17 protein-coding genes are annotated in these 21,190 nt (G+C 74.3%); 7 read left to right on the plus strand and 10 right to left on the minus strand.

Going from position 1 to position 21,190, the window contains the following annotated elements; translation table 11 throughout:
• Positions 1–9: 9 nt before the first annotated feature.
• Positions 10–447 (minus strand): hypothetical protein, encoded by a 438-nt coding sequence (locus L6E12_RS04610; RefSeq protein ID WP_236226614.1) that lies wholly within the window; start codon positions 445–447, stop codon positions 10–12.
• 41 nt (positions 448–488) lie between these two features.
• On the minus strand, positions 489–1,553 hold the full coding sequence (locus L6E12_RS04615; protein WP_236226615.1) for a TrkA family potassium uptake protein: 1,065 nt from the start codon (positions 1,551–1,553) through the stop codon (positions 489–491).
• A 111-nt stretch (positions 1,554–1,664) separates the two neighbouring features.
• Between L6E12_RS04615 and L6E12_RS04620 the strand changes: the two genes are divergently transcribed.
• Positions 1,665–2,048, plus strand: coding sequence for a hypothetical protein (locus L6E12_RS04620; RefSeq protein WP_236226616.1), 384 nt, complete (start codon positions 1,665–1,667; stop codon positions 2,046–2,048).
• Here L6E12_RS04620 and L6E12_RS34260 read toward each other — a convergent pair.
• Both L6E12_RS34260 and L6E12_RS04635 read right to left on the minus strand, forming a co-directional pair.
• Positions 2,020–3,192 carry an aminoglycoside phosphotransferase family protein gene (locus tag L6E12_RS34260; protein WP_255683057.1) on the minus strand — a complete coding sequence of 391 codons (1,173 nt, stop codon included), beginning with the start codon at positions 3,190–3,192 and terminating at the stop codon, positions 2,020–2,022. The two genes, L6E12_RS04620 and L6E12_RS34260, sit on opposite strands and share 29 nt — an antisense overlap.
• On the minus strand, positions 3,192–4,424 hold the full coding sequence (locus L6E12_RS04635) for a neutral zinc metallopeptidase (RefSeq protein ID WP_236226617.1): 1,233 nt from the start codon (positions 4,422–4,424) through the stop codon (positions 3,192–3,194). The genes L6E12_RS34260 and L6E12_RS04635 overlap by 1 nt, the downstream gene beginning before the upstream one ends.
• A 354-nt stretch (positions 4,425–4,778) precedes the next feature.
• Between L6E12_RS04635 and L6E12_RS04640 the strand changes: the two genes are divergently transcribed.
• From L6E12_RS04640 to nudC, 4 genes are all read left to right on the plus strand, one after another.
• Positions 4,779–6,524, plus strand: coding sequence for a DUF2207 domain-containing protein (locus L6E12_RS04640; protein ID WP_236226618.1), 1,746 nt, complete (start codon positions 4,779–4,781; stop codon positions 6,522–6,524).
• Positions 6,525–6,626: 102 nt separating this feature from the next.
• A complete protein-coding gene (locus tag L6E12_RS04645) occupies positions 6,627–7,910 on the plus strand; it encodes a pitrilysin family protein (RefSeq protein WP_236226619.1) in 1,284 nt (427 codons plus the stop codon).
• A gap of 46 nt (positions 7,911–7,956) precedes the next feature.
• Positions 7,957–9,312: a pitrilysin family protein gene (locus L6E12_RS04650; RefSeq protein ID WP_236226620.1), complete on the plus strand. Its 1,356-nt coding sequence runs from the start codon at positions 7,957–7,959 to the stop codon at positions 9,310–9,312.
• Positions 9,313–9,343: 31 nt separating this feature from the next.
• Entirely contained in the window at positions 9,344–10,324 is a 981-nt protein-coding gene (gene nudC / locus L6E12_RS04655; protein WP_236226621.1) for an NAD(+) diphosphatase, read from the plus strand.
• 22 nt (positions 10,325–10,346) lie between these two features.
• Here the strand turns inward: nudC and L6E12_RS04660 are convergent, their stop codons facing one another.
• Entirely contained in the window at positions 10,347–11,039 is a 693-nt protein-coding gene (locus tag L6E12_RS04660) for a FadR/GntR family transcriptional regulator (RefSeq protein ID WP_236226622.1), read from the minus strand.
• Positions 11,040–11,144: 105 nt separating this feature from the next.
• Here L6E12_RS04660 and L6E12_RS04665 point away from each other — a divergent pair, with 105 nt between their 5' ends.
• Together L6E12_RS04665 and L6E12_RS04670 are read left to right on the plus strand one after the other, a co-directional pair.
• A complete protein-coding gene (locus L6E12_RS04665) occupies positions 11,145–11,633 on the plus strand; it encodes a gluconokinase (protein WP_236226632.1) in 489 nt (162 codons plus the stop codon).
• On the plus strand, positions 11,630–12,991 hold the full coding sequence (locus L6E12_RS04670; RefSeq protein ID WP_236226623.1) for a gluconate:H+ symporter: 1,362 nt from the start codon (positions 11,630–11,632) through the stop codon (positions 12,989–12,991). The genes L6E12_RS04665 and L6E12_RS04670 overlap by 4 nt, the downstream gene beginning before the upstream one ends.
• 17 nt (positions 12,992–13,008) lie before the next feature.
• Here L6E12_RS04670 and L6E12_RS04675 read toward each other — a convergent pair whose 3' ends face one another.
• From L6E12_RS04675 to L6E12_RS04695, 5 genes are all read right to left on the minus strand, one after another.
• A complete protein-coding gene (locus L6E12_RS04675) occupies positions 13,009–14,340 on the minus strand; it encodes a M14 family zinc carboxypeptidase (RefSeq protein ID WP_236226624.1) in 1,332 nt (443 codons plus the stop codon).
• 55 nt (positions 14,341–14,395) lie between these two features.
• Positions 14,396–15,526, minus strand: coding sequence for a TIGR02679 domain-containing protein (locus L6E12_RS04680; RefSeq protein WP_236226625.1), 1,131 nt, complete (start codon positions 15,524–15,526; stop codon positions 14,396–14,398).
• Positions 15,523–19,635: a TIGR02680 family protein gene (locus L6E12_RS04685; RefSeq protein WP_236226626.1), complete on the minus strand. Its 4,113-nt coding sequence runs from the start codon at positions 19,633–19,635 to the stop codon at positions 15,523–15,525. The genes L6E12_RS04680 and L6E12_RS04685 overlap by 4 nt, the downstream gene beginning before the upstream one ends.
• Positions 19,632–20,846 (minus strand): TIGR02678 family protein, encoded by a 1,215-nt coding sequence (locus L6E12_RS04690; RefSeq protein WP_236226627.1) that lies wholly within the window; start codon positions 20,844–20,846, stop codon positions 19,632–19,634. Before L6E12_RS04690 ends, L6E12_RS04685 begins: the two co-directional genes overlap by 4 nt.
• A partial coding sequence (locus L6E12_RS04695) for a DUF2397 family protein (RefSeq protein WP_236226628.1) occupies positions 20,836–21,190 on the minus strand: 355 nt, incomplete at its 5' end. The genes L6E12_RS04695 and L6E12_RS04690, both read right to left, overlap by 11 nt.

Consider the following 21,190-nt stretch of genomic DNA (forward strand, 5'->3'; position numbering starts at 1 on the left):
CACCCGTCTCTACCGCCCACCCCGCCGAGCCCGCCCGCTCCGCTGCCACAGCTCCACCATCCCCGCCCCGGCGATCCCCGCGAAGATCATCAGCACCACCCCCACCGGCCGCGCGTCGAACGTCGTCCCCGTGTTCGCCGACACCAGGTGCACCACCTCCCCGTCCCCCACGGAGATGTCCACCACCTCCCCCTCCGCGTGCCCGCACGCGTCCAGCAGCGCCTCCCGGGGACCTCCGCCCTGGGTGAACCGGACCCGTTCCGGCCCGGCCGAGGAGCACGACGCACCCGCCACCACCGTCGCCGAGGCGCTGCTCAACCCGGATGCCGCCGAGGACCACTGGCCCAGGCCGCCCGCCAGGGCGAAGGCCAGGGCCAGCACGATGCTGACCGTCGCCGCCACCGCCGATTTCACAACCGGCTCCGGCAGGTTCAGCGGGAAGCGCACCCTACGGATCGTCGCAGACGGGGCAAGGGGCCTTCCGCGGCCTAGTCGTCGGCCGGGGTGACCTTGCGGATGTAGAGGAGGCGGTCGCCCGCTTCGATGGCGTCCGCCTCGGCGGAGTCGACCCGGTACAGGGTGCCCGCGCGGACCAGGCCCAGGACGATGTCGGTCAGGTGGCGGGGGGAACCGCCGACCTCGCTGTCCTCGACCTCGCGCTCGGAGATGGCCAGGCCCTCGTCCGGGGTGATCAGGTCCTCGACCATGCCGACCACGCTGGGGGTGTGGGTGGCCATGCCCAGGAGCCTGCCCGCCGTCTCGCTGGACACCACGACCTGGTTGGCGCCGGACTGGCGCAGCAGGTGCACGTTCTCGGTCTCCCGGACGGCGGCGACGATCTGGGCGTCGGGGGCGAGTTCGCGGGCGGTCAGCGTGATCAGCACCGCCGAGTCGTCCCGGCTGGAGGCCACCACCACCGACTTGGCCCGGGGCACGCCCGCGACCCGGAGCACGTCCGAGCGGGTGCCCGACCCGTGCACGGTCACCAGCCCCAGCATCGACGCCGCGTCGAGCATCGCCTGGTCGGTGTCGACCACGACGATCCGGCTGGGCTCGACCCCGTCGGAGAGCACCGCGCTGACCGCGGAGCGGCCCTTGGTGCCGTACCCGACGACGACCACGTGGTCCCGCACCTTCGACCTCCACCGTTGGATCTTGAAAGCCTGCCGTGAGCGCTCGGTCAACACCGCCAGGGTGGTGCCGACCAGGATGATGAGGAAGAGGATGCGCAGCGGGGTGATCACCAGGATGTTGATCAGCCGCGCCGAGTCGCTGGCCGGGGTGATGTCGCCGTAGCCGGTGGTCGACAGCGACACCGTGGCGTAGTAGATCGCGTCGAGGAACGAGATCCCGTCCTCGTTGACGTCGCGGTACCCGTCCCGGTCCAGGTAGACGATCATCACCGCGACGAACAGGGCCAGCAGCGCCCACAGCACCCGCCGCAGGATCGAGGCGACCGGGCTGACGCTGCTCTCCGGCATCCGGATGACCCCGACGAGGTCGTGCTCGGCGCGGTCGTTGAGGCTGTCGAACACCCTTTTGGGCTTGATCACCGGTGCCTCCCCCGTGACGTGCGACTCACGGCGGAAGGTTAACCGCCACGCACCCCGACCGTGTGGTGAGGCTCATCGCCCGCCCGACCCCCGTCGTGGCAGGGTGGGCCCGTGGCCACCACCGACTCCCGCCGGGCGATCGCGCTCGCGCTGCTCCTGGGCACCGCGGGCACGCTGCACTTCGTCGTCCCGAAGCAGTTCGACTCGCTCGTCCCGAAGGAACTCCCCGGTGGCAGGCGCCTGTGGACGTACCTGTCGGGTGTCGCGGAGGCGACCGTCGCCCTCGCGGTGGCCCTCCCCAGGACCCGCCGCCTGGGTGGTTTGCTGGCCGCTCTGCTCTTCGTCGCCGTCTTCCCCGGCAACGTCAAGATGGTCGTCGACTACGAGCGCAAGGGGAAGCCGCTCCCCGCCCGCGCGATCGCCTGGGGTCGACTCCCGCTCCAGTGGCCGCTGGTCACCTGGGCGCTCAACGTCCGGGATTCAGCGCCTCGCTGATGGTGTGCCGGGCGTTCGCCGCCAGGGCGGGGTTGGACGTCCGGTAGTACGGGAGCTGGATGAGGGCGATCGACAGCGCCCAGCCGCGCCCCCGCTCCCAGGTCGCGTCGTCCACCTCCAGTTCCGCCCGGAACACCTCCCGCCCCGCCGGGGACAGCAGGTTCCACGCCACGACGAGGTCGACCGTCGGGTCCCCGACGCCGACCCCGCCGAAGTCGATCACCGCCCGCAACCGCCCGTCGCGGACCAGCACGTTCCCCGGCGACAGGTCCCCGTGGCACCACGCGGGAGCCGCGTCCCCCGGCCCCACCGCCAGGCAGTCGACCCACACCCGCGCCGCCCGGGCCACGTCGACCTCACCACCCAGCCGCGCCAGCGCCGCCCGGGTGGGCTCGTCCCGGGTCACCAGCGCCTGCCCGCGCCCCGACTCCGGTCCGCCCGCCGGGTCCACCGCCCGCAGCGCCGCGACGAACCCGGCCAACCCGCGCGCCAACTCCTCATCCACACCTGTGGACAACCGCCCTCGCGCGACCCCGGACTGTCGGTGCCCGCCGGTAGAATGGAAATCGGGGGGATCCCCGAGAGGTTCGGCTCGGGATTCGGCGTGGGATCCGACAGCGGGTTTCGTGCCGGGTTCGGTGCGGGGGCCGCTGTCGTGGGGTGGGTTTCCCCTGTGGGGTAGCGGGTTTTTGCTGCTGGGGAACAGGTTTTCCGGGTCGGGGAGTGGTTTTCCTGGGCCCAGGAGCGGGTTTTCGGGTTCGGGGGGTGGACCTGCGGGGCGGGTGAGTGGACTTCCGGGAGGTGTGGCGGTCGGGGGGCTGGGGTTCTCGCCGTCGAGCCAGCGCAGGACGGACCAGGGGAACGGGTAGCCGTGGGCCGGTTCACCGTGGGCCACCGGGACCGGGACGGCGACCGGCAGGTGCGGCGCCAGGTGGGGGAGCCAGCGCTGTTCCCTGGCCACGTTGTCCACCGCGGCCGGGATCCGGGGCAGGCGGGCCACCAGGGACGGTCCCAGGCGGAACATCGCGTTGTCCGTGCCCGACGAGGTCACCGGCGACACCGGCAACCCGGCCCACCGGGGGAACTGGGTGGCGACGAGGGCCCGGACCAGGTGGACGTCGGTCGGGACCTCGTCGGGGTGCATCAGCTGACGTCCGCGGACGCCGCGGCCCAGGTGTTGCACGGACCGGTGCGGTTGTTGGTGAAGCCGTGTTCCTGCCAGGCGCCGTAGTGCTGCGGGGAGCCGTGGTCGCGGGGGACGCCCTGCTGCCAGTCGCCGCGGTTGTAGCCGTCGGCGAGCATCTCGCGGATGACCTTGTCGGTGAAGGAGCCGCCGCCGTTCTGGCCCGCGGCGAACCACATGCCGCCGAAGCACTGGGCCTGCAACTCCGAGCGGCGGGACAGCTCCAGGCCCTTCTCGGTCTGGTCGCCCGCCTCGTAGCGGGTGTCCCAGTAGGCGTCGAGGACACCGGACAGGGCCTGGATGTGGTGGCCGAACTCGTGCGAGAACACGGCCAGGTACACGCCGGAGTTGGTGCCGTTCTGCTTGGTCTGCAAGCCCTCGAACGGCATGTAGATGGTGTTGTTCGTCGGGCAGTAGAACGCCGCCCAGGTGCCCTGGCTCGCCGAGCCGCACGGGCTCTCCCAGGTGCTGCCCGAGGGGAATTGCAGGCCCGGGGTGAAGTAGGGCAGCCCGGCCCGCTGCATCGCCGGGGCCCACGCCTGCTCCAGGCACGGCAGGGCGGCGGTGAAGAACTGCTGCGCGCTCTGCGGGTCGGTCCGCCACGCGGGCAGGTTGCAGGTGACGTTGCTGGCGCCGTTGGACGCGGAGAACAGCGGGTTGTCGGCCAGCGCGTGCACCGGCTTCGGCCCCGCGGGTGTGGTCGACGTCTGCGTGGTGGTGGTGCGCGTCGTGGTCCGGGTGGTCGGGTCCGCGGACCGGGTGCCGGTCGTCGTGGTCGTCGAGTCACCCGCCGTCGTGCTCGACGAGCCGCGCGTGGTCGTCGTGGACCCGGGGGAGGAGTACGTGGAGTAGGTGGAGGACGTGGTGGTCGGGTAGCTGTAGCCGATGTCGCTGGGGGACTTCCGCTTGCGCGCCACGTTGGCGATGCCGACGACGGCCACCCCCGCGATGAGCAGCACCACCAGACCGATCGCCAGGATCGGGCCGGTGTTGGACTTGCGCGGCGGGTACGGCGGGCGCCACACCGGCGGTGGCCCGTACCCCGGCGGTGCCCCGTACCCGGGCGGCGGGGCGTAGCCGGGCGGTGGGACGTACGCAGGCGGCCCGTACCCGGGCGCCTGCCCGTACGGTGCGCCGTACGAACCCGTGGGCTGCGGCCCGGTGGTGTGCCGTCCCGCTGGCTGCTGTCCCAAGGGCTGCGGTCCCGTGGGGTGTGGGCCCGTGGGGTGTGGGCCGCCGGGCCGGGGTCCGTCGTACCGCGGGCCGCCCTGGTGCGGGCCGGTGGGGAAACCGCCGGACGGCGGTCCCGCCGGGTACGCGCGCGTCCCCTGTGGACCCCGCGGGTACCCCGGTGCCGGTGGCATCGGCCGGGCCACCGGCGGCGGCGCGACGGGCATCGGTGGCGGCACCGGTCCGTGGGGCCCCTGCGGGCGCCACGGACCGATCGGCGGCTGGCTCATCAACTTCCCCCGTGTCCGACGAACTGCCCCGCACCTTTTCCGCGGAACGCCGGTGAGCATATGGGCGCTGGGCTATCGTTCGCTGCCGTGTTGACGAAATGGGCCGCAGCGATCGCCGTCACTTCCTGCGGCGTGGTGCTGGGGGCGGCGCAGCCGTCCTTCCCCACCCCGCCGACGGACGCGCCGACGATCGACTTCCCGGTCCCCTCGGCGGGTCCGAACCCCGGTGGCGGCTCCGCGCCGTCGATCGCCCCGGTGCCGCCGACCGGCTCCAACGGCAAGCCGGTGCGCCCCCCGGGCGTCGGCGCGCCGCCGTTGCCGCGCAGCGTCAACGTGCAGCTCAAGGTCGAGCGCGACGGCAGCCTCACGGTCCGCGAGCAGGTGATCGTGCAGGCCCGCCAGACCATGACCCGCACCGCCCCGTTGCGCATCGGCGACCGGGTGTTCACCGTGCGCGACCCGGAGGTCGACGGCAACGGCACCGCCGCGGTCGAGGGCGACGACCTCGTGCTCCGGCTCGGCGAGGGTGCCTCCACGGTCCGGTACACCGTGGACGGTGCGGTGGAGGACCTCGGCGACCACCAGCGGTTCCGCTGGCAGGTCGCCAGTGGTTGGGACTCGAAGCTGGTGCTGGTGCGCGGCTCGCTGCTCACCCCGCGGCGCGGCTCGAACTTCACCTGCCTGGCCGGTGCGGCCAACACCGAGGACCGGTGCGAGTCCGCGCTGACCGACGGCGGCTCCGTGCTGCGCGTGGTGCAGTCGAACCTGGACGCGGGTGCCCGCGTCGACCTCGCCGCAGACCTGCCCGCGGGCACCGTCCCGGCGAACGCCCGGTTCGAGGCCGCGGGCACGGCCGCGGCGGCGTTCGCGCTCACCCCGCTCAGCGGCACCGGGCTCGGGGTGGCGCTGCTCCTGCTGCTGGCCGGGTTCGCCGTGCTGTGGCGCGCCCGGTCCCGCGACGCCGCGGCGCAGGCCGCCGACGTCGAGCCGGTGGGACTGCTCGACACCGCGGCCGGGCGGGCCGTGTTCGCCTCGCCGGACGGCGTGCTGCCCGGGCAGGTGGGCACGGTCGTCGACGAGCGGGTGGACGCGCGCGACCTCAGCGCCACCGTGGTCGACCTGGCGGTGCGCAACTACCTGTGGATCACCGAGGTGGACGGCGACTGGCAGCTGGTGCGCCGCAACCCGGCCGACGACGCGCTGGTCGACTACGAGCGGACCGTCTACACCGCCCTGCTGCCCGAGGGCACCGAGTCCGTGCGGCTGTCCGCCCTGCGCGCCGCCCCGCCGGACGTCACCGCGGTGCGCGCCGCGGTCCACGGCGACGCGGTGGCCCACGGGTGGTTCGGCCGCAAGCCGACCGGGTTGGGCCCGCTGGTCATCGCGGGCATCGTCGTGTTCGCCCTGGGCACGGCGTTGACGGTGCTGCTGGGGGTCGTCGGCGGCCCCGCGCTGCTCGGTGTCGCCCTGGCGGTGGTCGGGGTCGGGTTGGTGCTCGGCGGGCGGCTCATGCCGGTGCGCACCGAGCGGGGCAGTGTGCTGCTGCAACAGATTCGAGGAGTCCACACCTATCTGAACACCGCCGACCCGGAGTCGGTTGCGGCTGCCGACCGGGAAATGGTGTTCTCGCGTGGACTGCCCTACGCGGTGGCGCTGGACGACGCCGAGCAGTGGCTGACCCGGTTCGGCGCGCTGGACTCCGCCGCGGACGGTGCGCCCGGCCTGTACTGGTACGCGACGCAGGACCCGGCCGCGGCCACCGACCAGCAGCGGTTCACCGAGCAGTTCCGCGCCTTCCTGACCGGGCTCGACGAGGTGTTCGCCAAGGCGTGAGCCGCTCCCCGGCCGGGTGACGCCCCACGGGGCACGGGTGAGTTATCCACAGGCGAACACCGTCCGCTGCCCGCTCGGGCACCGCTCCCGTAGGCTCGCCGTGTGACCGTTTCCGAGCTGCACCGCTACACCCTGGCCAACGGGCTGCGCGTGGTCCTCGCCCCGGACACGACCTCGCCGGTCGTGGGCGTGAGCGTGCACTACGACGTCGGCTTCCGCTCCGAGCCCGAGGGGCGGACCGGTTTCGCGCACCTGTTCGAACACCTCATGTTCCAGGGCAGCGAGAGCCTGGAGAAGCTCGCCCACTTCCGGCACGTGCAGTCCTCCGGCGGGACCTTCAACGGGTCGACGCACCCGGACTACACCGACTACTTCGAGGTGCTGCCGTCGGCGGCGCTGGAACGGGCGCTGTTCCTCGAGGCCGACCGGATGCGCGCCCCGAAGATCACCGCGGAGAACCTCAAGAACCAGATCGACGTGGTGAAGGAGGAGATCCGCCTCAACGTGCTCAACCGGCCCTACGGCGGCTTCCCCTGGATCACGCTGCCGCCGGTGCTGTACAAGACGTTCCCCAACGCGCACAACGGCTACGGCGGGTTCGAGGACCTGGAGCAGGCGACGGTCGCCGACTGCGCCGCGTTCTTCGACACCTACTACGCCCCGGCCAACGCGGTGCTGACGGTGGCCGGTGACTTCACCGTGGAGACCGCGCGCGAACTGGTCGAGAAGCACTTCGGCGACGTGCCCGCGCGGCCGCGGCCGGAGCGGCCGTCGTTCGCCGAGCCCGCCCCCGACGGCGAGGTGCGCGCCGACATCACCGACCGGCTGGCCCCGGTGCCCGCGGTCGCGGTCGGCTACCGCATCCCGGACCCGGTCGCCGACCTCGACGGCTACCTCACCTTCCTGGTCCTCGCCGGTGTGCTCGCCGACGGCGACGGGTCGCGCCTGCAGCAGCGCCTGGTCTACGGCGACCAACTGGTCACCGACGTCAGCGCGGGCTGCGGCATGTTCGGCCCGTTCGAGGCCCGCGACCCGGACACGTTCATCGTGACCGCCATGTACTCCCCGGACGTCTCGGTCGACACCGTGCTGGGCGCGCTGGACGAGGAGCTGGCGAAGCTCGCCGCCACCCCGCCGACCGAGGAGGAGCTGGCCAAGGTCGTCGCCCGCTGGGCCGCGACCCTGCACAAGGAGCACGACCGGCTGGTCAGCCGCACCCTGGCGCTGGGCTCGTTCGAGCTGCTCTTCGGCGACCCGGCCCTGGTCCACGCCCTGCCGGGGAAGATCTCCGCGGTCACCCCGGCCGCCGTGTCCGCCGCCGCCGCGACGCTGCGCCCGGATTCCCGCGCGGTGCTGACGATCTCCCCCGCGGGGAGCGCCGAGTGAGCACCACCCGCACCAGCCCCACCGTTGCCTTCCGAGGAGGAAACCCGTGAGCCGCACCGCCGAGGAGATCGGGCGCACCGAGCTGGGACCGCGTCCGCTCCCGCCGCTCGGCGAGTACCGCGCGGCCACCGACCTGTCCTACGTGGACACCGTGCTGGACAACGGCCTGCGGGTCGTGGCGGTGCGCCAGTCCACGGTGCCGATGGTGGAGGTGCGGCTGCGCGTCCCGTTCGCGGGCGCGGAGCCGCGGCACGCGGCCACCGCCGAGGTGCTGGCGGCGACCCTGCTGACCGGCACCGCCACCCGCGACCGGGTCGGGGTCGACACCGAGCTGGCGCTGGTCGGCGGTGAGCTGGGCGCCTCGGTCGACCCGGAGGTGCTCTCCGTCGGCGGCAACGCCCTGGCCGACGGCCTCGGCACGCTGCTGGAGGTGCTGGCCGACGCGCTGACCGGCGCCGTGCACCGCGACGACGAGGTGGAGGGGGAGCGGGCCAGGCTGATCGAGCGGATCAGCATCGCCGGGTCGCAGCCCAGCGTCATCGCCCGCAAGGCGCTGCAGAAGCACCGCTACGGCGACCACCCGTTCACCAGGGAGATGCCCGAGGCCGAGGACGTGGCGCAGGTCGGCGCCGAGGACGTGCGCGCCCTGCACCGCGCCGCGGTGCTGCCGCGCGGTTCGGTGCTGGTGCTCGTCGGCGACGTCGAGCCCGACGCCGCCGTCGCCGCCGCGCGGGCCGCCTTCGCGGGCTGGACCGCCGAGGCGTCCGCCGCGGTGCTGCCGCCGCTGCCCGAGCTGACCCCGGGCGACCTGCTGCTGGTCGACCGGCCCGGTGCGGTGCAGTCGCAGTTCCGGCTCTCCGCGCAGTCGATCGTCCGGACCGACCCGCGCTACCCGGCGCTGCAACTGGCGAACCTGGCCTTCGGCGGCATGTTCTCCTCCCGGCTGGTGGAGAACATCCGCGAGGACAAGGGCTACACCTACCACGCCCGCTCCTACTCCGAGTTCACCCCGGACGGCGCGACGCTGCTGATCGACACCGACACCGCCTCGGACGTCACCGACGGCGCGCTGCGCGAGATCCGGGCCGAGCTGCAGCGGTTGGTGGAGACCCCGCCGGACGCCGCCGAGCTGGAGACCGTCCGCGAGTACGCGATCGGCACCCTGCTCATCGCCACCTCCTCGCAGGGCGGCCTGGCCTCGCAGATCGCCGCGCTGGCCATGCTGGGCCTGGGCGTGGAGTACCTGCTCGGCCAGCCGGACCGGCTCAAGGCGGTCACCGTGGCGGAGGTCGCCGCCGCGGCGGCGGAGTTCTTCGCGCCGGGCCGGTTCACCGGGGTCATCGTCGGCGACGCCGCGAAGCTCGGTTCCCTGCGGGAGCTCGGCGGGGTCACCTTCCCCTGACCGCGCCCCACCCCGTTCACCCAGGCGAGAGATGACCACCGAACCGTTCCAGCTCACCGAGCTCCCCGTCCTGTCCCGCTCGGCCGTCACCCGGGACGAGCTGATCCGCAAGGACGAGGGAGCGCTCGACGCCCTGTGGCAGAGCGGGCTGGTCGTGCTGGTCGACCACCTGGGCCGCACCCCGGTCACCGAGGACGCCACCGCCCTGCTGCCGCGGCGGGCGCGGGAGCTGTCCGCGACCCGCCCGGCCGAGGCCCGGCTGCTGGGCCAGGACGGCGACACCGCCTACTGGTCGGTCCCGGCGGACGAGCCCATGCGCGAGGGCGCCGTCGCCCCGCCGAACGCCTGGGGCCTGTGGACCGGGGCGGTGTCGGAGGCCGGTGAGCACTGGCACGACCTGCGCGCCGTGGGCGCCCTGCTCGACGACGCCTCGGCGGGCCTGTTCACCACCGCGGCGGGCCTGGCCAACTGGCACGCCCGGGCCCGGTTCTGCGCCAACTGCGGCTCCCCGGTGCGGGCAGTGGCGGCGGGCTGGGCCACGCACTGCACCGGGTGCGGGCGGGAGGAGTACCCGCGCACCGACCCCGCCGTCATCTGCCTGGTGCACGACGGCCGGGGCGTCAACGGCGAGAACGTCCTGCTGGCGCGCCAGCCCATCTGGCCGGAGGGCCGGTTCTCCGTCCTGGCGGGGTTCGTCGAGACCGGCGAGTCCCTGGAGGCCTGCGTGGAGCGCGAGATCGCCGAGGAGGTGGGCGTCCGGGTCGCCGACGTCCGCTACCTGGGCAGCCAGCCGTGGCCGTTCCCCCGGTCCATCATGATCGGCTTCACCGCCACCGCGGACCCCACCGCGCCGCTGGTCCCGGCCGAGGGGGAGATCGAGCAGGCGCGCTGGTTCTCCCGGGAGACCGTGCGGGCGACCATCGCCGCGGGGGGCACCCTCGACGGCCTGGTCCTGCCCGGGACCACCTCGATCGCGTCCCGGATGCTCACCGGCTGGGCCGCGGCGGGCTGATCCCCGGGCTGGTCCCCGTGGTTCACGCGCCGCCCAGGGCGGCGGACATCTCCTCGGCGGCCTGGGTCACGATGGCGCGCATCGCGGACTCGGCCGCCGCGGGGTCCGCGCGGGCCACGGCCTCGGCCACCGCCGCGTGCAGCCGCACCGCCTCGGCCTCGGGCTCCGCGGGCATCAGGTGGTGGTGGGTGCGTCCACTGAGGACCTCGCCGACCACCTCGGCGAGCTGGGCGAACATCTCGTTGCCCGACATGCGCAGCACCAGGTGGTGGAAGGCGATGTCGTGGCGCAGGAACGCCTCCAGGTCGGTCACCGACGCGCGCAGCGACAGCGCGAGCGACACCAACTGCCCGGCCTGGGCGGGGGTGGCGTTGCGGGCCGCCAGGCCCGCGGCCACCGGCTCCACCGCAGCGCGCAGCTCCGTCAGCGAGCGGAGCTGGGCCGCGCGCTCCACCCCGGCAAGCCGCCAGCGGATCACCATCGGGTCGTAGAGGTTCCACTCCGCCCGCGGTCGCACCGTGATGCCCACCCGCCGCCGACTGGTGACCAGCCGCATCGACTCCAGCACCCGCAGGGTCTCCCGCACGACGGTCCGCGAGACGGCGTGCGACCGCTCCAGCTCCTCGGTCCGCAGGACCGCGCCCGGCGCCAGGTCGCCGTTGACGATGGCCGTGCCGAGTGTGGCGAGCAGTTTCGCGGGTAGTCCTGAGGTCACGGGGAGCACTATCGCACTCATATGACCAATCTGCGTCTTTCTCTTGAATAAGTACTACCTTTGAGTTTCACTGGGTCCGTGACTGAGCACACTGTCGTGGTCGTGATGGGCGTCTCCGGGTCGGGCAAGACCACGGTCGCGTCGCTGCTCGCGGGCAGGCTGGGCGTCCCCCTGGCCGAGGCCGACGAGTTCCACCCGCGGGCCAACATCGACAAGATGACCTCCGGTGTCCCGCTCACCGACGCCGACCGGGAACCCTGGCTGGCCGCCATCGCCGGGTGGATCGCCGACCGCGCCGCCGACGGCGGCGGGGTGGTCACCTGCTCCGCCCTCAAGGGCCGCTACCGCGACACCCTCCGCGCCGCCGCCCCCGACGTGTGGTTCCTGCACCTCGACGGCTCCCCGGACCTGCTCGCCGAGCGCATCGGCCACCGCAGCGGGCACTTCATGCCGCCGTCGCTGCTGGCCTCCCAGCTCGCCGACCTCGAACCCCTCACCCCCCACGAGCGCGGGATCCGGCTCGACGTCGCCAACACCCCCGGGGAACTGGTCGACTCCGCCCTCGCCGCGCTGCGCGGGGACACCCGGCCGTGACCACCCTCGCCGCCGGGTGGACCGGCACCGACACCCGGCTGATCGGCGCCGCGCTGATCGGCATCGCGCTGATCGTCGTGCTGATCACCCAGGTCAAGCTGCACCCGTTCCTCGCACTCGTCCTCGGGTCCGGCGCGCTCGGCCTGATCGCCGGGATGCCGGTGGACAAGCTGATCAAAAGCTTCAGCGGCGGGGTCGGGACCACCGTCGCCGGGGTCGGGGTGCTCATCGCCCTGGGCGCGATGCTGGGCAAGCTGCTCGCCGACTCCGGCGGGGCGGACCGGATCGTCGACACCATCATCAGCCGGGCCGGCGGGGCGATGCTGCCGTGGGCCATGGCGCTGGTGGCGGTGCTGATCGGGCTGCCGATGTTCTTCGAGATCGGGCTGGTCATGCTGATCCCGGTTGTCCTCCTGGTGGTCAAGCGGACGGGGCAGCCGCTGATGCTGCTGGGCATCCCGGCGCTGGCCGGGCTGTCGGTGCTGCACGGGTTGGTGCCGCCGCACCCGGGGCCGCTGGCAGCGGTGGACGCGGTGAAGGCCGACCTGGGGATCACGCTGGGATTGGGGCTCCTGGTCGCCATCCCCACGGTGGTCGTGGCCGGGCCGCTGTTCGGGCGCCTGGCCTCGCGCTGGGTGTCCGCCGAGGCGCCGGAGCACCTGGTGCCGGAGTCGACCGGGGCCACCGATCGGCGCCCCGGCTTCGCCGCGACCCTGGCCACCGTGCTGCTGCCGGTGGTGCTGATGATGGGCAAGGCGCTCTCGGACATCCTGCTGGACGAGGGCAACCCCGTGCGGCGGGCGCTGGACTTCGTCGGCGACCCGCTGGTGGCGCTGCTCGCCGCCGTCCTGCTGGGGATGGTGACGCTGGGCCGGGCCGCCGGGTTCACCAGGGAACGGCTGCGCGACAGCGTGTCCGCCGCCCTGCCGCCCATCGCGGGCATCCTGCTGATCGTGGGCGCCGGGGGCGGGTTCAAGCAGACCCTGGTCGACGCCGGGGTCGGGGACGTGATCACCGGCCTGGCGAAGGACGCCGACTTCTCCCCGATCCTGCTGGGGTGGCTGGTCGCCGTCGCCATCCGGTTGGCCACGGGTTCCGCGACCGTCGCCACGATCTCCGCCGCGGGGATCATCACGCCGTTGGCCGAGGGGCTGCCGCCCGCGCAGGCCGCGCTGGTGGCGCTGGCGGTGGGCGCCGGGTCGCTGTTCTTCTCCCACGTGAACGACGCCGGGTTCTGGCTGGTGAAGGAGTACTTCGGGCTGACGGTGGGGCAGACGATCCGGACCTGGTCGCTGATGGAGACGGTGATCTCGGTGACGGCGCTGGCGGTGATCATGCCGCTGAGCCTGGTGTTCTGAGGCCGGGGAGGCCGGGCTCAGGGTTCGGCGTAGGGGGCCGCCGCCTTCTGGGCCGCCAGGACGAGGGCCGGTTCGAGCTTGGGCCAGTAGTAGTCGTCCTGGCAGGAGTAGGGCGGGAGGAAGCCGTCGCAGCCCCGGTTGTCGCTGTCGCCGACCTCGATGGTGTAGGCGGCCACGCCGAGCTTGTCGTAGACCCAGTCCTCGGTGCCGCCCGCGGAGTCGTAGAGGATCTCGCCCGCCTGGCCGGACCGGTAGCCGAGTTTCGCGCCCAGTTCCTCGCCGAAGGCGCGGAGGGCGGCGTCGTTGCCGGTGTGGACGGTGGAGTCGTGGCCCCACGGGAAGATGACCTGGGCGGCGTCGGCGTGCAGGGTGATGAACATGCCGGTGGTGTCGGCGGGGGCGGGGGTGGCGTCGCCGTCCCCGCGCCTGTCCGGGTACAGGTCGGCGATGAGGGCCTCCAGGGCGGAGTTCTCCACCTCCGAGTCGGCGGACGGGCCCAGGTAGACGTCGCTGCACGGGTCGTTCGAGGTGCCGCTCTCGCCGAAGTGGGAGCCAGCGTTGCGGTTGAGGTCCACCCCGGTGCGGCCGACACCGCAGTCGCGGTGGGAGTCGTTGGCGTTCTTGCGCTGCAGGACCGGGGAGTCGCCGCCGGAGGCGACGATGTCGACGCCGTCGGGGTTGGCCACCGGGACGACCCACATCTCCGTGGTGTCCATCAGGGTGGTGATGGCGGGGTCGGTGCCGTAGGCGTCGACCAGCCCGTCGATCCAGCGGTAGGAGACCTCGCCGGTGCTGATCTCGCGGGAGTGGATCTGCGAGATCAGGAAGAACTTGGGCTTGGGGGTGGCGGCGCGGGTGCAGTCGCCGTCGGACTTCTTGGTCAGGCAGATGGCCTTCAGGTCGTTGCCGCCGCGGCCCTGCTCCTTGAGCCAGGACGAGCCGTAGGTGAGCACCGAGGCCAGGTCCGGGTGCGCGGCGGCCACGGCGTCCAGGTGGGAGTACTGGGCCGCCACCGTCCGGTAGCCGCCGTAGTAGGTGTCCGGCGCCGAGGAGCGGGCAGACACCGGGGCCACCACCCGCTCCTCGGCGCGGACCGCGAAGCCCATGCCCCGCACCCGGGTGGCGTCGTCGGTGCCCAGGACGAACAGGTCGTCGCCGGAGCGGCGCTCCAGCAGGTCGACGCCGCTGGCCACCAGTTCGGCGGACCGCGCCGCGGCCCCGGGCACCCGGTAGACCTGGTTCGGGTCGGACGGTTGCGCACCCGCCTGCGGCAGCGGTGCCAGGGCCAGCAGCGCGCCCGCCGCCAGCGCCACGCCCGCCGTGACGGCTCGGGATCGGCCTGGAGTCATGGGGTGAACGCTAGTCGGGCGGTGATCGACCGGTAACCGGCGGAAGTGGGGAAATCTACACCAGATCGGGTAACAGCAGGTGCAGCAGCATCTCCTCGGGCACCGCCCAGCCCGCGCGGAGAGCGTCACCCAATCGGGGGTCCCACGGGGTGGGGCCCGGTTCGGTGCCCAGCGGCGGCAGGTCCAGGCCCTCGGCCCGGGCCCAGTCCAGAGCGGACCGGTAGTCCTCGGCGCCCATCCGCCACGGTGCACCGTCGGTGAGGGCGAGCACCTGGCCGGTGACCAGCAGGCCCGCCGCGTCGAAGTCGCCGTGCACCCGGAACTGGGCGCCCACCGAGACCAGCCGCGACAGCAGCATCCGCGCCGCGATCCCCAGCCGCCCCGACACGCACACCACGTCCTGGCCGCCCGCGGCCTCGGCCAGGCGCGGGCTCGCGCACACCCACACCATCGTCCGCGCCGTCACCACGTCCACCGAGGCCACGTCCCGCAGCGCCACCACCGACCCGCGCCACAGCACGGTGGAGGACAGCCCGTCCGCGGCGACCCCGCAGCGCTCCCACAGCCGCCGCTCCTCGGCGGCGGACTTCGGCAGCGGCACCCCGTGCGCCAGCGCCGCCGCGCGCAGCACCAGCGCCGCCACCTTCCGCCCGCGGTCCAGCTCCGCCCCGGCCAGTTCCGCGCGCGGCACCCACACCGACGGCACCGCGGCGGGGTCCAGGTTGATCCGGGCCAGGACCGACGCCGCGTGCTCGGCCGGGCCCGACAGCCGCTCCGGCGCGATCTTGGCGTAGCGGCGGACCTGGTCCACCCACGCCCCCGCCCACGGCCGGTCGCCCAGCCCCGCCCGCGCCAGCGCGTCGCGCAGCAGCCCGTCGACCCACTCGTCCCGCGACGGGCCCGATTCCCCGGCCACGACCTCGCGCCCGTGCACCGCGGCGAGCACCTCGTCGAGTCCACTGTGGAACGCGCCGGCGCGCAGCCGGGCGTCCAGCTCCGCCACCGGGAACGTCTGCCCCACCCCGGCGGTGACCGGCACCCCGAGCAGCTCCGACACCGCGGCCGCCGACGCCGCGTCCGGTGTCTTGAAACCGAAGCGGACCTGCCCGCGCTGCACCGCCGCGCGCGCCTGCTTCCACAGCACCGCGTACTCGGGCCGCCCGAAGGTCTCCGCCAGGTCGCTCACGGGTCCTCCCGGTCCATGCCCGCACCGTCCCAGATGGTGTGCGTGCAGGCCACGCCGTGCCCGGACTTGGGGCGCAGCACGTCGTAGATGTGCATCCGCGGGATCCGGTCGGACACGCCCCAGCCGCTGGGCCAGGTGATCACCCAGTCCATGTCCAGGTCGACCAGCAGCCCCAGCATCCGGGCGATCGTCGGGTCGTCGAGCCGCTCGAACGCCTCGTCCAGCAGCACCAGCCGCAGCGGGGCCAGCCGCGCGGAGGCCACCACCCCGGCCGAGATCGCGCCGTAGAACGCCGCCGCCGCGGCGAACAGCGTCACGTACGAGATCAGCCGGGTCTCCCCGGAGGAAAGCTGGCGCAGCCGCCGCGAGCGCGGCTTGCCGTCCGGGCCGGTGTCGCGGACGCGGACGGTGAAGGCGAACCAGGAGCGGTAGTCCAGCGCGCGGGCCAGGATCTCGGTGAACCCGCCGGTGGCGGTGTCGCGCTCGGCCTCGATCCGCTCGGTGAAGACCTGCTGGAGCCGGGTGTCCTGCTCCTCGGTGCGCTCGGCGAACGGCAGCCGCAGCAGCTTGATCGCCTCCTGGGTGGGCTCGTCGAGCCAGGCCGCGGGCTGCCAGTCCAACTGCACGTGCACGCCCTGGCTGGAGCGGGCGGAGTCGAGCACCTCGTTCATCCGCCGGGTCAGGTCCTCGGCGACGGCGATCTGCGCGGAGAGCCGCTCGGCCAGCTCGCGCACCAGGTGCAGCGCGAAGATGCCCTGGTACTGCTCGGAGAGGAACCCGCGCCGCTCGGCGAGCCGGTCGGCCACCCGCCGGGCGGCGACCGCCACCGGGGCCGGGCCCTCCTCGCCGGAGACGACCACGGTGAGGATGCCCGCGTGCCGCTCGGGCAGCACGTTGTGCGTCCCGGCCAACGACGCCTGCAACCCCTGCAGCCTGGTCAGCGCGCTCTCCTCGCCTGGCAAGCGCTTGCTTTCGGCCACGGCCGCCGCGAGCAGCTCGAACGCCTCGGCGTCGGACCCGGGCCGCGGCTCGTCGAGCGCGGCCTCCCACACCCCGGGCGCGGCCAGGGCTTCGGCGAACGAGCGGTCCGCCGCCTCGGCCGCCGCCCGCCTGCCGTCGATCTCGCCGTCGCGGGTGTCGAGCAGGGTCTGCGTCTTCACCACCCGGTTCGACAGCTCCCCGGCGGCCTTGCGCGCCTCCGGCAGCTCCTGGCGCCCGGCGCGGCGGCGGCGCTCCAGCTCGGCGAGCTGCCGCGACACCTCCTCGGCCTCGCCGCCGACGGCGGAGGTCAGCTCGGACAGCGCCGCCGCCTCCCGGTGGAACACCACGCACTTCTCATCGGCGACGCGCTCGGCCGCCGCGCGGTCGTCGACGGCGGCGTTGTGGTCGTGCAGCGCCTCGACCAGGTCGCGGACCGTGCCCGCGCACCGCTTGGCCAGGGCGTCGCGCAGGGTCGCGGCGGCGTCGCGGGCGGCGGTCGCCGAGCGCTGGGCGTGCCGCAGGGCCTCGGTGTCGGCGGTGAGCCCGGCCGCGCCCGCGTCCCGGGACAGCTCGGCCTGCGACGCCGCGACCCGGCCCGCGGCGGCCACGTGCTCGCCCTTGCGCCGGTCGGCCTTGCGGGCGGACTCCTCGGCCTGGGCGCGCGCCTGCTCGGCGGTGGCCCTGGCGCCGATCAGCTCCCGGTCGTCGGGGAACGCGTCGAGGTGGGCGTCCCACGCCGCCACCGCCGCGGTCCGCTCGCGCGCCTCGGCCTCGGCGGTGGCGCGCTCGGCGTGCACCCGCTCCAGCTCGGCGGCCAGCTCGGCGGTGGTGCGCTCGCGGGTGGCCTCGCGGGCGCCCGCGCCGACGAACTCCGCGTCCGGTTTGGACAGTGCGCCGCGCAGCACGCCCGCGCGCCAGCGGCCGGTCGGGAAGACCGCGAGCCCGGGGCTGTCGGCGTTGTACGACACCGACCCCAACAGCGCCTCGACGACGGCGGCGGCCACCGGGGAGCCGGTCACGGCGGGCACGAGCGCGCCGCTCAGCGGCGAGGGGACGTCGTCACCGGCCGCCGCGAGCACGTCGGCCAGTTCCGGGTCGACGGTGCCGTCCGCGGTGACCCAGGCGGTGAGCAGACCGCTGGCCTGCAACGCCGCCTCCAACCCGGCCCGCTCGGCGGCGTCGAGACCGGCGGCGAAGTCCACCAGCCGGTAGAACGGGGCGCCGGTGGCCGGGTCGCGCTCGGCGGAGGCGTACGGCGGGGCCGGGGGCGTGGCGTCGACGCCGTTGCGCAGCTCGATCAGCCGCGCCTCGGTCGACTGGATGCGCCGCACCAGGTCGTCGACCACCTGCCGGGCCGCCACCACCCGCTGCCGCAGCCCGGCCAGGTGCGGGGCGGCCCAGGCGCGGGCGGTGTCGCGGGCGGTGCGGGTCGCGTCCGCGCCCGCCAGCACGTCCGCGGCGGTCGGCGGCTGCGGCGGGCGCGGGGCGTGGTCGTCGGCGAACGGCCCGGTCTTCGCCCACGCCGCCGCCCGCTCGCACCACACCTCGGCGGAACCGGCGAAGCGCTGCGCGGCCTCGTTGCGCCTGCCCGCGGCCTCGGTCGCCTCGATCTGCGCGTCGCGGGCCTTGGCCTGCACCCTCTCCAGGTCCTGGCGGTCGCGGTCGAGGCGCAGCGCCCGCTCGTGCAGGCTCATCGCCAGCGCGGCCCGGCCGCCGACCTCGGAGCTGATCGCCCCCACCTTGTCCGCGGCGTCGGCCAGCGCGTCGGCGAGCACGTCCGGGGCGATCTCCGGCGGGGTGCGGCGCTGGATCTCCAGCGGCTCGGCCTCCGGGTCCGGCTTGGCGCGAACCCGGTCGGTGGCCAGCCGCGGCACCGGGTCCGGGGCGGTGGGCAGCGGGGGGCACAGGTTCGGGTCGAGCCCCGCGGCCACCAGGCTGGCGGTGGTCGTGCGGGCCAGCTCGCCTGCGTCCTCGATGTCACCGCCGAGCCTGCGCAGCACGGTCAGCACCGTCTCCACCGCGCGGTCGGCGTGGTTGCGCTGCACGGCGGCGTTGTCCAGCGCGGCGGCGGCGGCCTCCCGGGTGCGCTCGACCAGCTTCTCCCGGTCCCGCAGGTCGCGCAGCCCCTGGTAGGCGGGCAGCGACTTGAGTGAGTCGATGCTCGTCTCCAGCTCGGTGTCGCGCTCGTCCAGCTCCGCCACGCGCGCCTCGGCCTCGGCGTGCGCGCGGGTGTCGGTGTCGAGCTTCGCGCGCAGCTTCCGGATCTCGGCGTGCGCGGTGTCCAGGGTGCGCCGCGCGGCGTCGGCCTTGGTGCCCGAGGCGTGCAGGGCGCCGAGCGCGTACCCGGCGTACCCGGTGAGGAAGGCACCCATCGCCGCGTCGGCCGAGCTGAGCCTGCCGATGTTCTCCCGGATCGACTCCAGGTCCTCGAACGAGGTGGCGAGCTGCTCGACCACGCCCGCGTCCAGCGGCGGCAGCGCGTCGGACAGGATCTGCTCGAGCTGCCCGTCCTGCACCTTGAGCCCGATGTCGGGGTTGCGCAGGGTGCGCTGCAGGTGCAGCAGGTCGCCGTAGCGGGCCGCGGGCACGCCGTAGACGGTCTCGGCGACCTTCGCCCGGAACGCGGCCTCGTCGTGCACCCGGTCGGCGCCGAGCACCTCGCGCAGCGCGGCCGGGCCCAGCGGGACCCGGTCGGCCGAGGCCAGGGCGAAGTGGGTGCCCACCCGCGACGGGGTGATGAACCGCCACGAGTCGCTGATCTGCTGCGAGGTGGCCGACGCCTTCACCCCGATGCCGCAGGTCAGGTAGTCGTCGCCGCCGGTGGGGGTGGTGCGGTGCAGCTCGACCCAGGCGTAGCCGATCCGGTTCGGGCCGCCGTCGTAGTCGTCGAGCATCAGCCTGCGGATGGACACCGTGCCCGCGCCCTTGGAACCGAGGTGGCGCAGGTCGCCGTCGAGGCACAGCGGCAGCAGCAGCTCCAGCGTGCGCGACTTGCCCGAGCCGTTGGTGCCCTGGAAGATCGCCCGGCCGCCGGAGAAGTCGAAGGTCTGCTCGCGGTACTGCCAGATGTTGACGATGCCACCGCGGTGCAGCCGCCAGCGGCCGAATCCCGCCTCGGGGGTTGTCACGGAGATCCTTCCTCGTCGAACAGCGACCAGCCGGGTTCGGGGGCCTCGGGCACAGCGGAGCGGCCCGGGGTGGCCCGGGTGTCGTCGGGCAGCGGCAGCCACCGGTGCGCCGCCGGGCTGAGCAGCCAGCCGTCGGGGGACTCGGCAATCAGCGTCAGCCGCAGCAGCAGGTCGAGCACGGCGTCCACCAGGTCGTCGACGTTGTCGGTGGCCTGCCGCGACCACGCCGCCGGGTAGTCCTCGATCAGCCGCACGCACGTCTCGCGGACGTCCCGCGTGCTCACCGGGACCCGGCCGTCCGGGCGGGGCGCGGCCTCGGTGGCCAGCAGTTCCGGCAGCGCCAGCAGGGTGATCCTGGCGACCGTGCCGGTGGACGGGAACACGACGTCGGTCAGGTACTCCTCCGGGTCGGTCACCGCCACCCCCTCCGCGCGGATCTCGGTGACCAGGCCGAAGCAGCGCTCCAGCAGCACCGACTCGCGCCGCTGCCCCCTGCGCAGCCAGTCGGCCTCCTCGGCGGACAGGTCGCTGTGCAGGGTGACCGGGTTCTCCACCAGCTTGCGCCGCACCGAGTGCTCGACCCCGGCCCCGGCTCCGGAGGCGATGAGCGCGGCCGCGTCCGGGGCGTCCGAGGTGCCCGACAGCAGTTGGCCCAGCAGGTCGGTGTGGATGGTGATCAGCGCCTCGGCACCGGACTCGCCGACCAGGCCCGCCACCGAGCCGTCGGTCTCGGTGATCACGCCCAGGCCGATCAGGTGCCGCAGCGCCGCGGTCAGCGCGCGCCGGTCGGCCAGGTCGTCGACGAGGTCGATGCCCGCCTCCGCCGCGGTGGAGCGGATGTCGGCCACCAGCCGCGACAGCAGGACCTGCCTGCCCACCCCGGTCAGCGCGGCCATGGTCAGGCAGAGGTAGGCGTAGGCGCGCGGGGTCAGGCCCGGTTCGCCGCGGGTCGGGTCGTCGCCCGCGCCGACCTTGTGCAGGCGGGCGAAGCGGCGCTCGACCACCAGCCGGTAGCCCAGCAGCGAGGCGAACATCTCCTGCAGCGTCACCCGGTGCCGGTAGACCAGCGGCAGCAGGTCGCCGTCCGGGCCGCCGACGCGCAGCAGCGGGTGGCGCAGCAGCACCTTCGCGCAGCGGGCCACGTTCGCGGCGTCGATGTCCGACAGCTCGGTGAGCGCGGCGGGGACGCGGGAGCGGGTGTCAGCGCGCATCGCGGGCCGCCCGGGCGGTCTGGACGCGGGCGATGTCGACGACGGTGTCGCGCAGGGTCAGCGTGCCCGACTCGCTGCGGATGTTGGTGGTGCGGCCCCGCGCCGGGGTCAGCCGCAGGGTCAGCCCGCGCACCTGGTCGGTCGCGCTGCCCGGGTCGGCTGCGCCCTCGCGCTGGGCCATGGCCAGGGTCAGCAGCTCGCACAGGGCGCGCAGCGCGGGCGCGGACAGCACGGCGCTGTCGATGCCGTCGGCGTGCGCCGCCGCGGCGGCCAGCTCGGCGGCGGCGGCCTCGCGGCGCTCGTCGGCCGCGCGGGCCGCGGCGAGCAGGCCCTGCTCGGTGATC

It is taken from the genome of Actinokineospora sp. PR83, assembly GCF_021056305.1.
In the GTDB taxonomy this organism is placed as follows: domain Bacteria; phylum Actinomycetota; class Actinomycetes; order Mycobacteriales; family Pseudonocardiaceae; genus Actinokineospora; species Actinokineospora spheciospongiae.

Excerpts from the sequence above, each read along its gene's own strand:
- L6E12_RS34260 (WP_255683057.1), bottom strand. The coding sequence starts at position 3,192 with ATGCACCCCGACGAGGTCCCGACCGACGTCCACCTGGTCCGGGCCCTC.
- nudC (WP_236226621.1), top strand. The coding sequence starts at position 9,344 with ATGACCACCGAACCGTTCCAGCTCACCGAGCTCCCCGTCCTGTCCCGC.
- L6E12_RS04665 (WP_236226632.1), top strand. The coding sequence starts at position 11,145 with ATGGGCGTCTCCGGGTCGGGCAAGACCACGGTCGCGTCGCTGCTCGCG.
- L6E12_RS04675 (WP_236226624.1), bottom strand. The coding sequence starts at position 14,340 with ATGACTCCAGGCCGATCCCGAGCCGTCACGGCGGGCGTGGCGCTGGCG.
- L6E12_RS04690 (WP_236226627.1), bottom strand. The coding sequence starts at position 20,846 with ATGCGCGCTGACACCCGCTCCCGCGTCCCCGCCGCGCTCACCGAGCTG.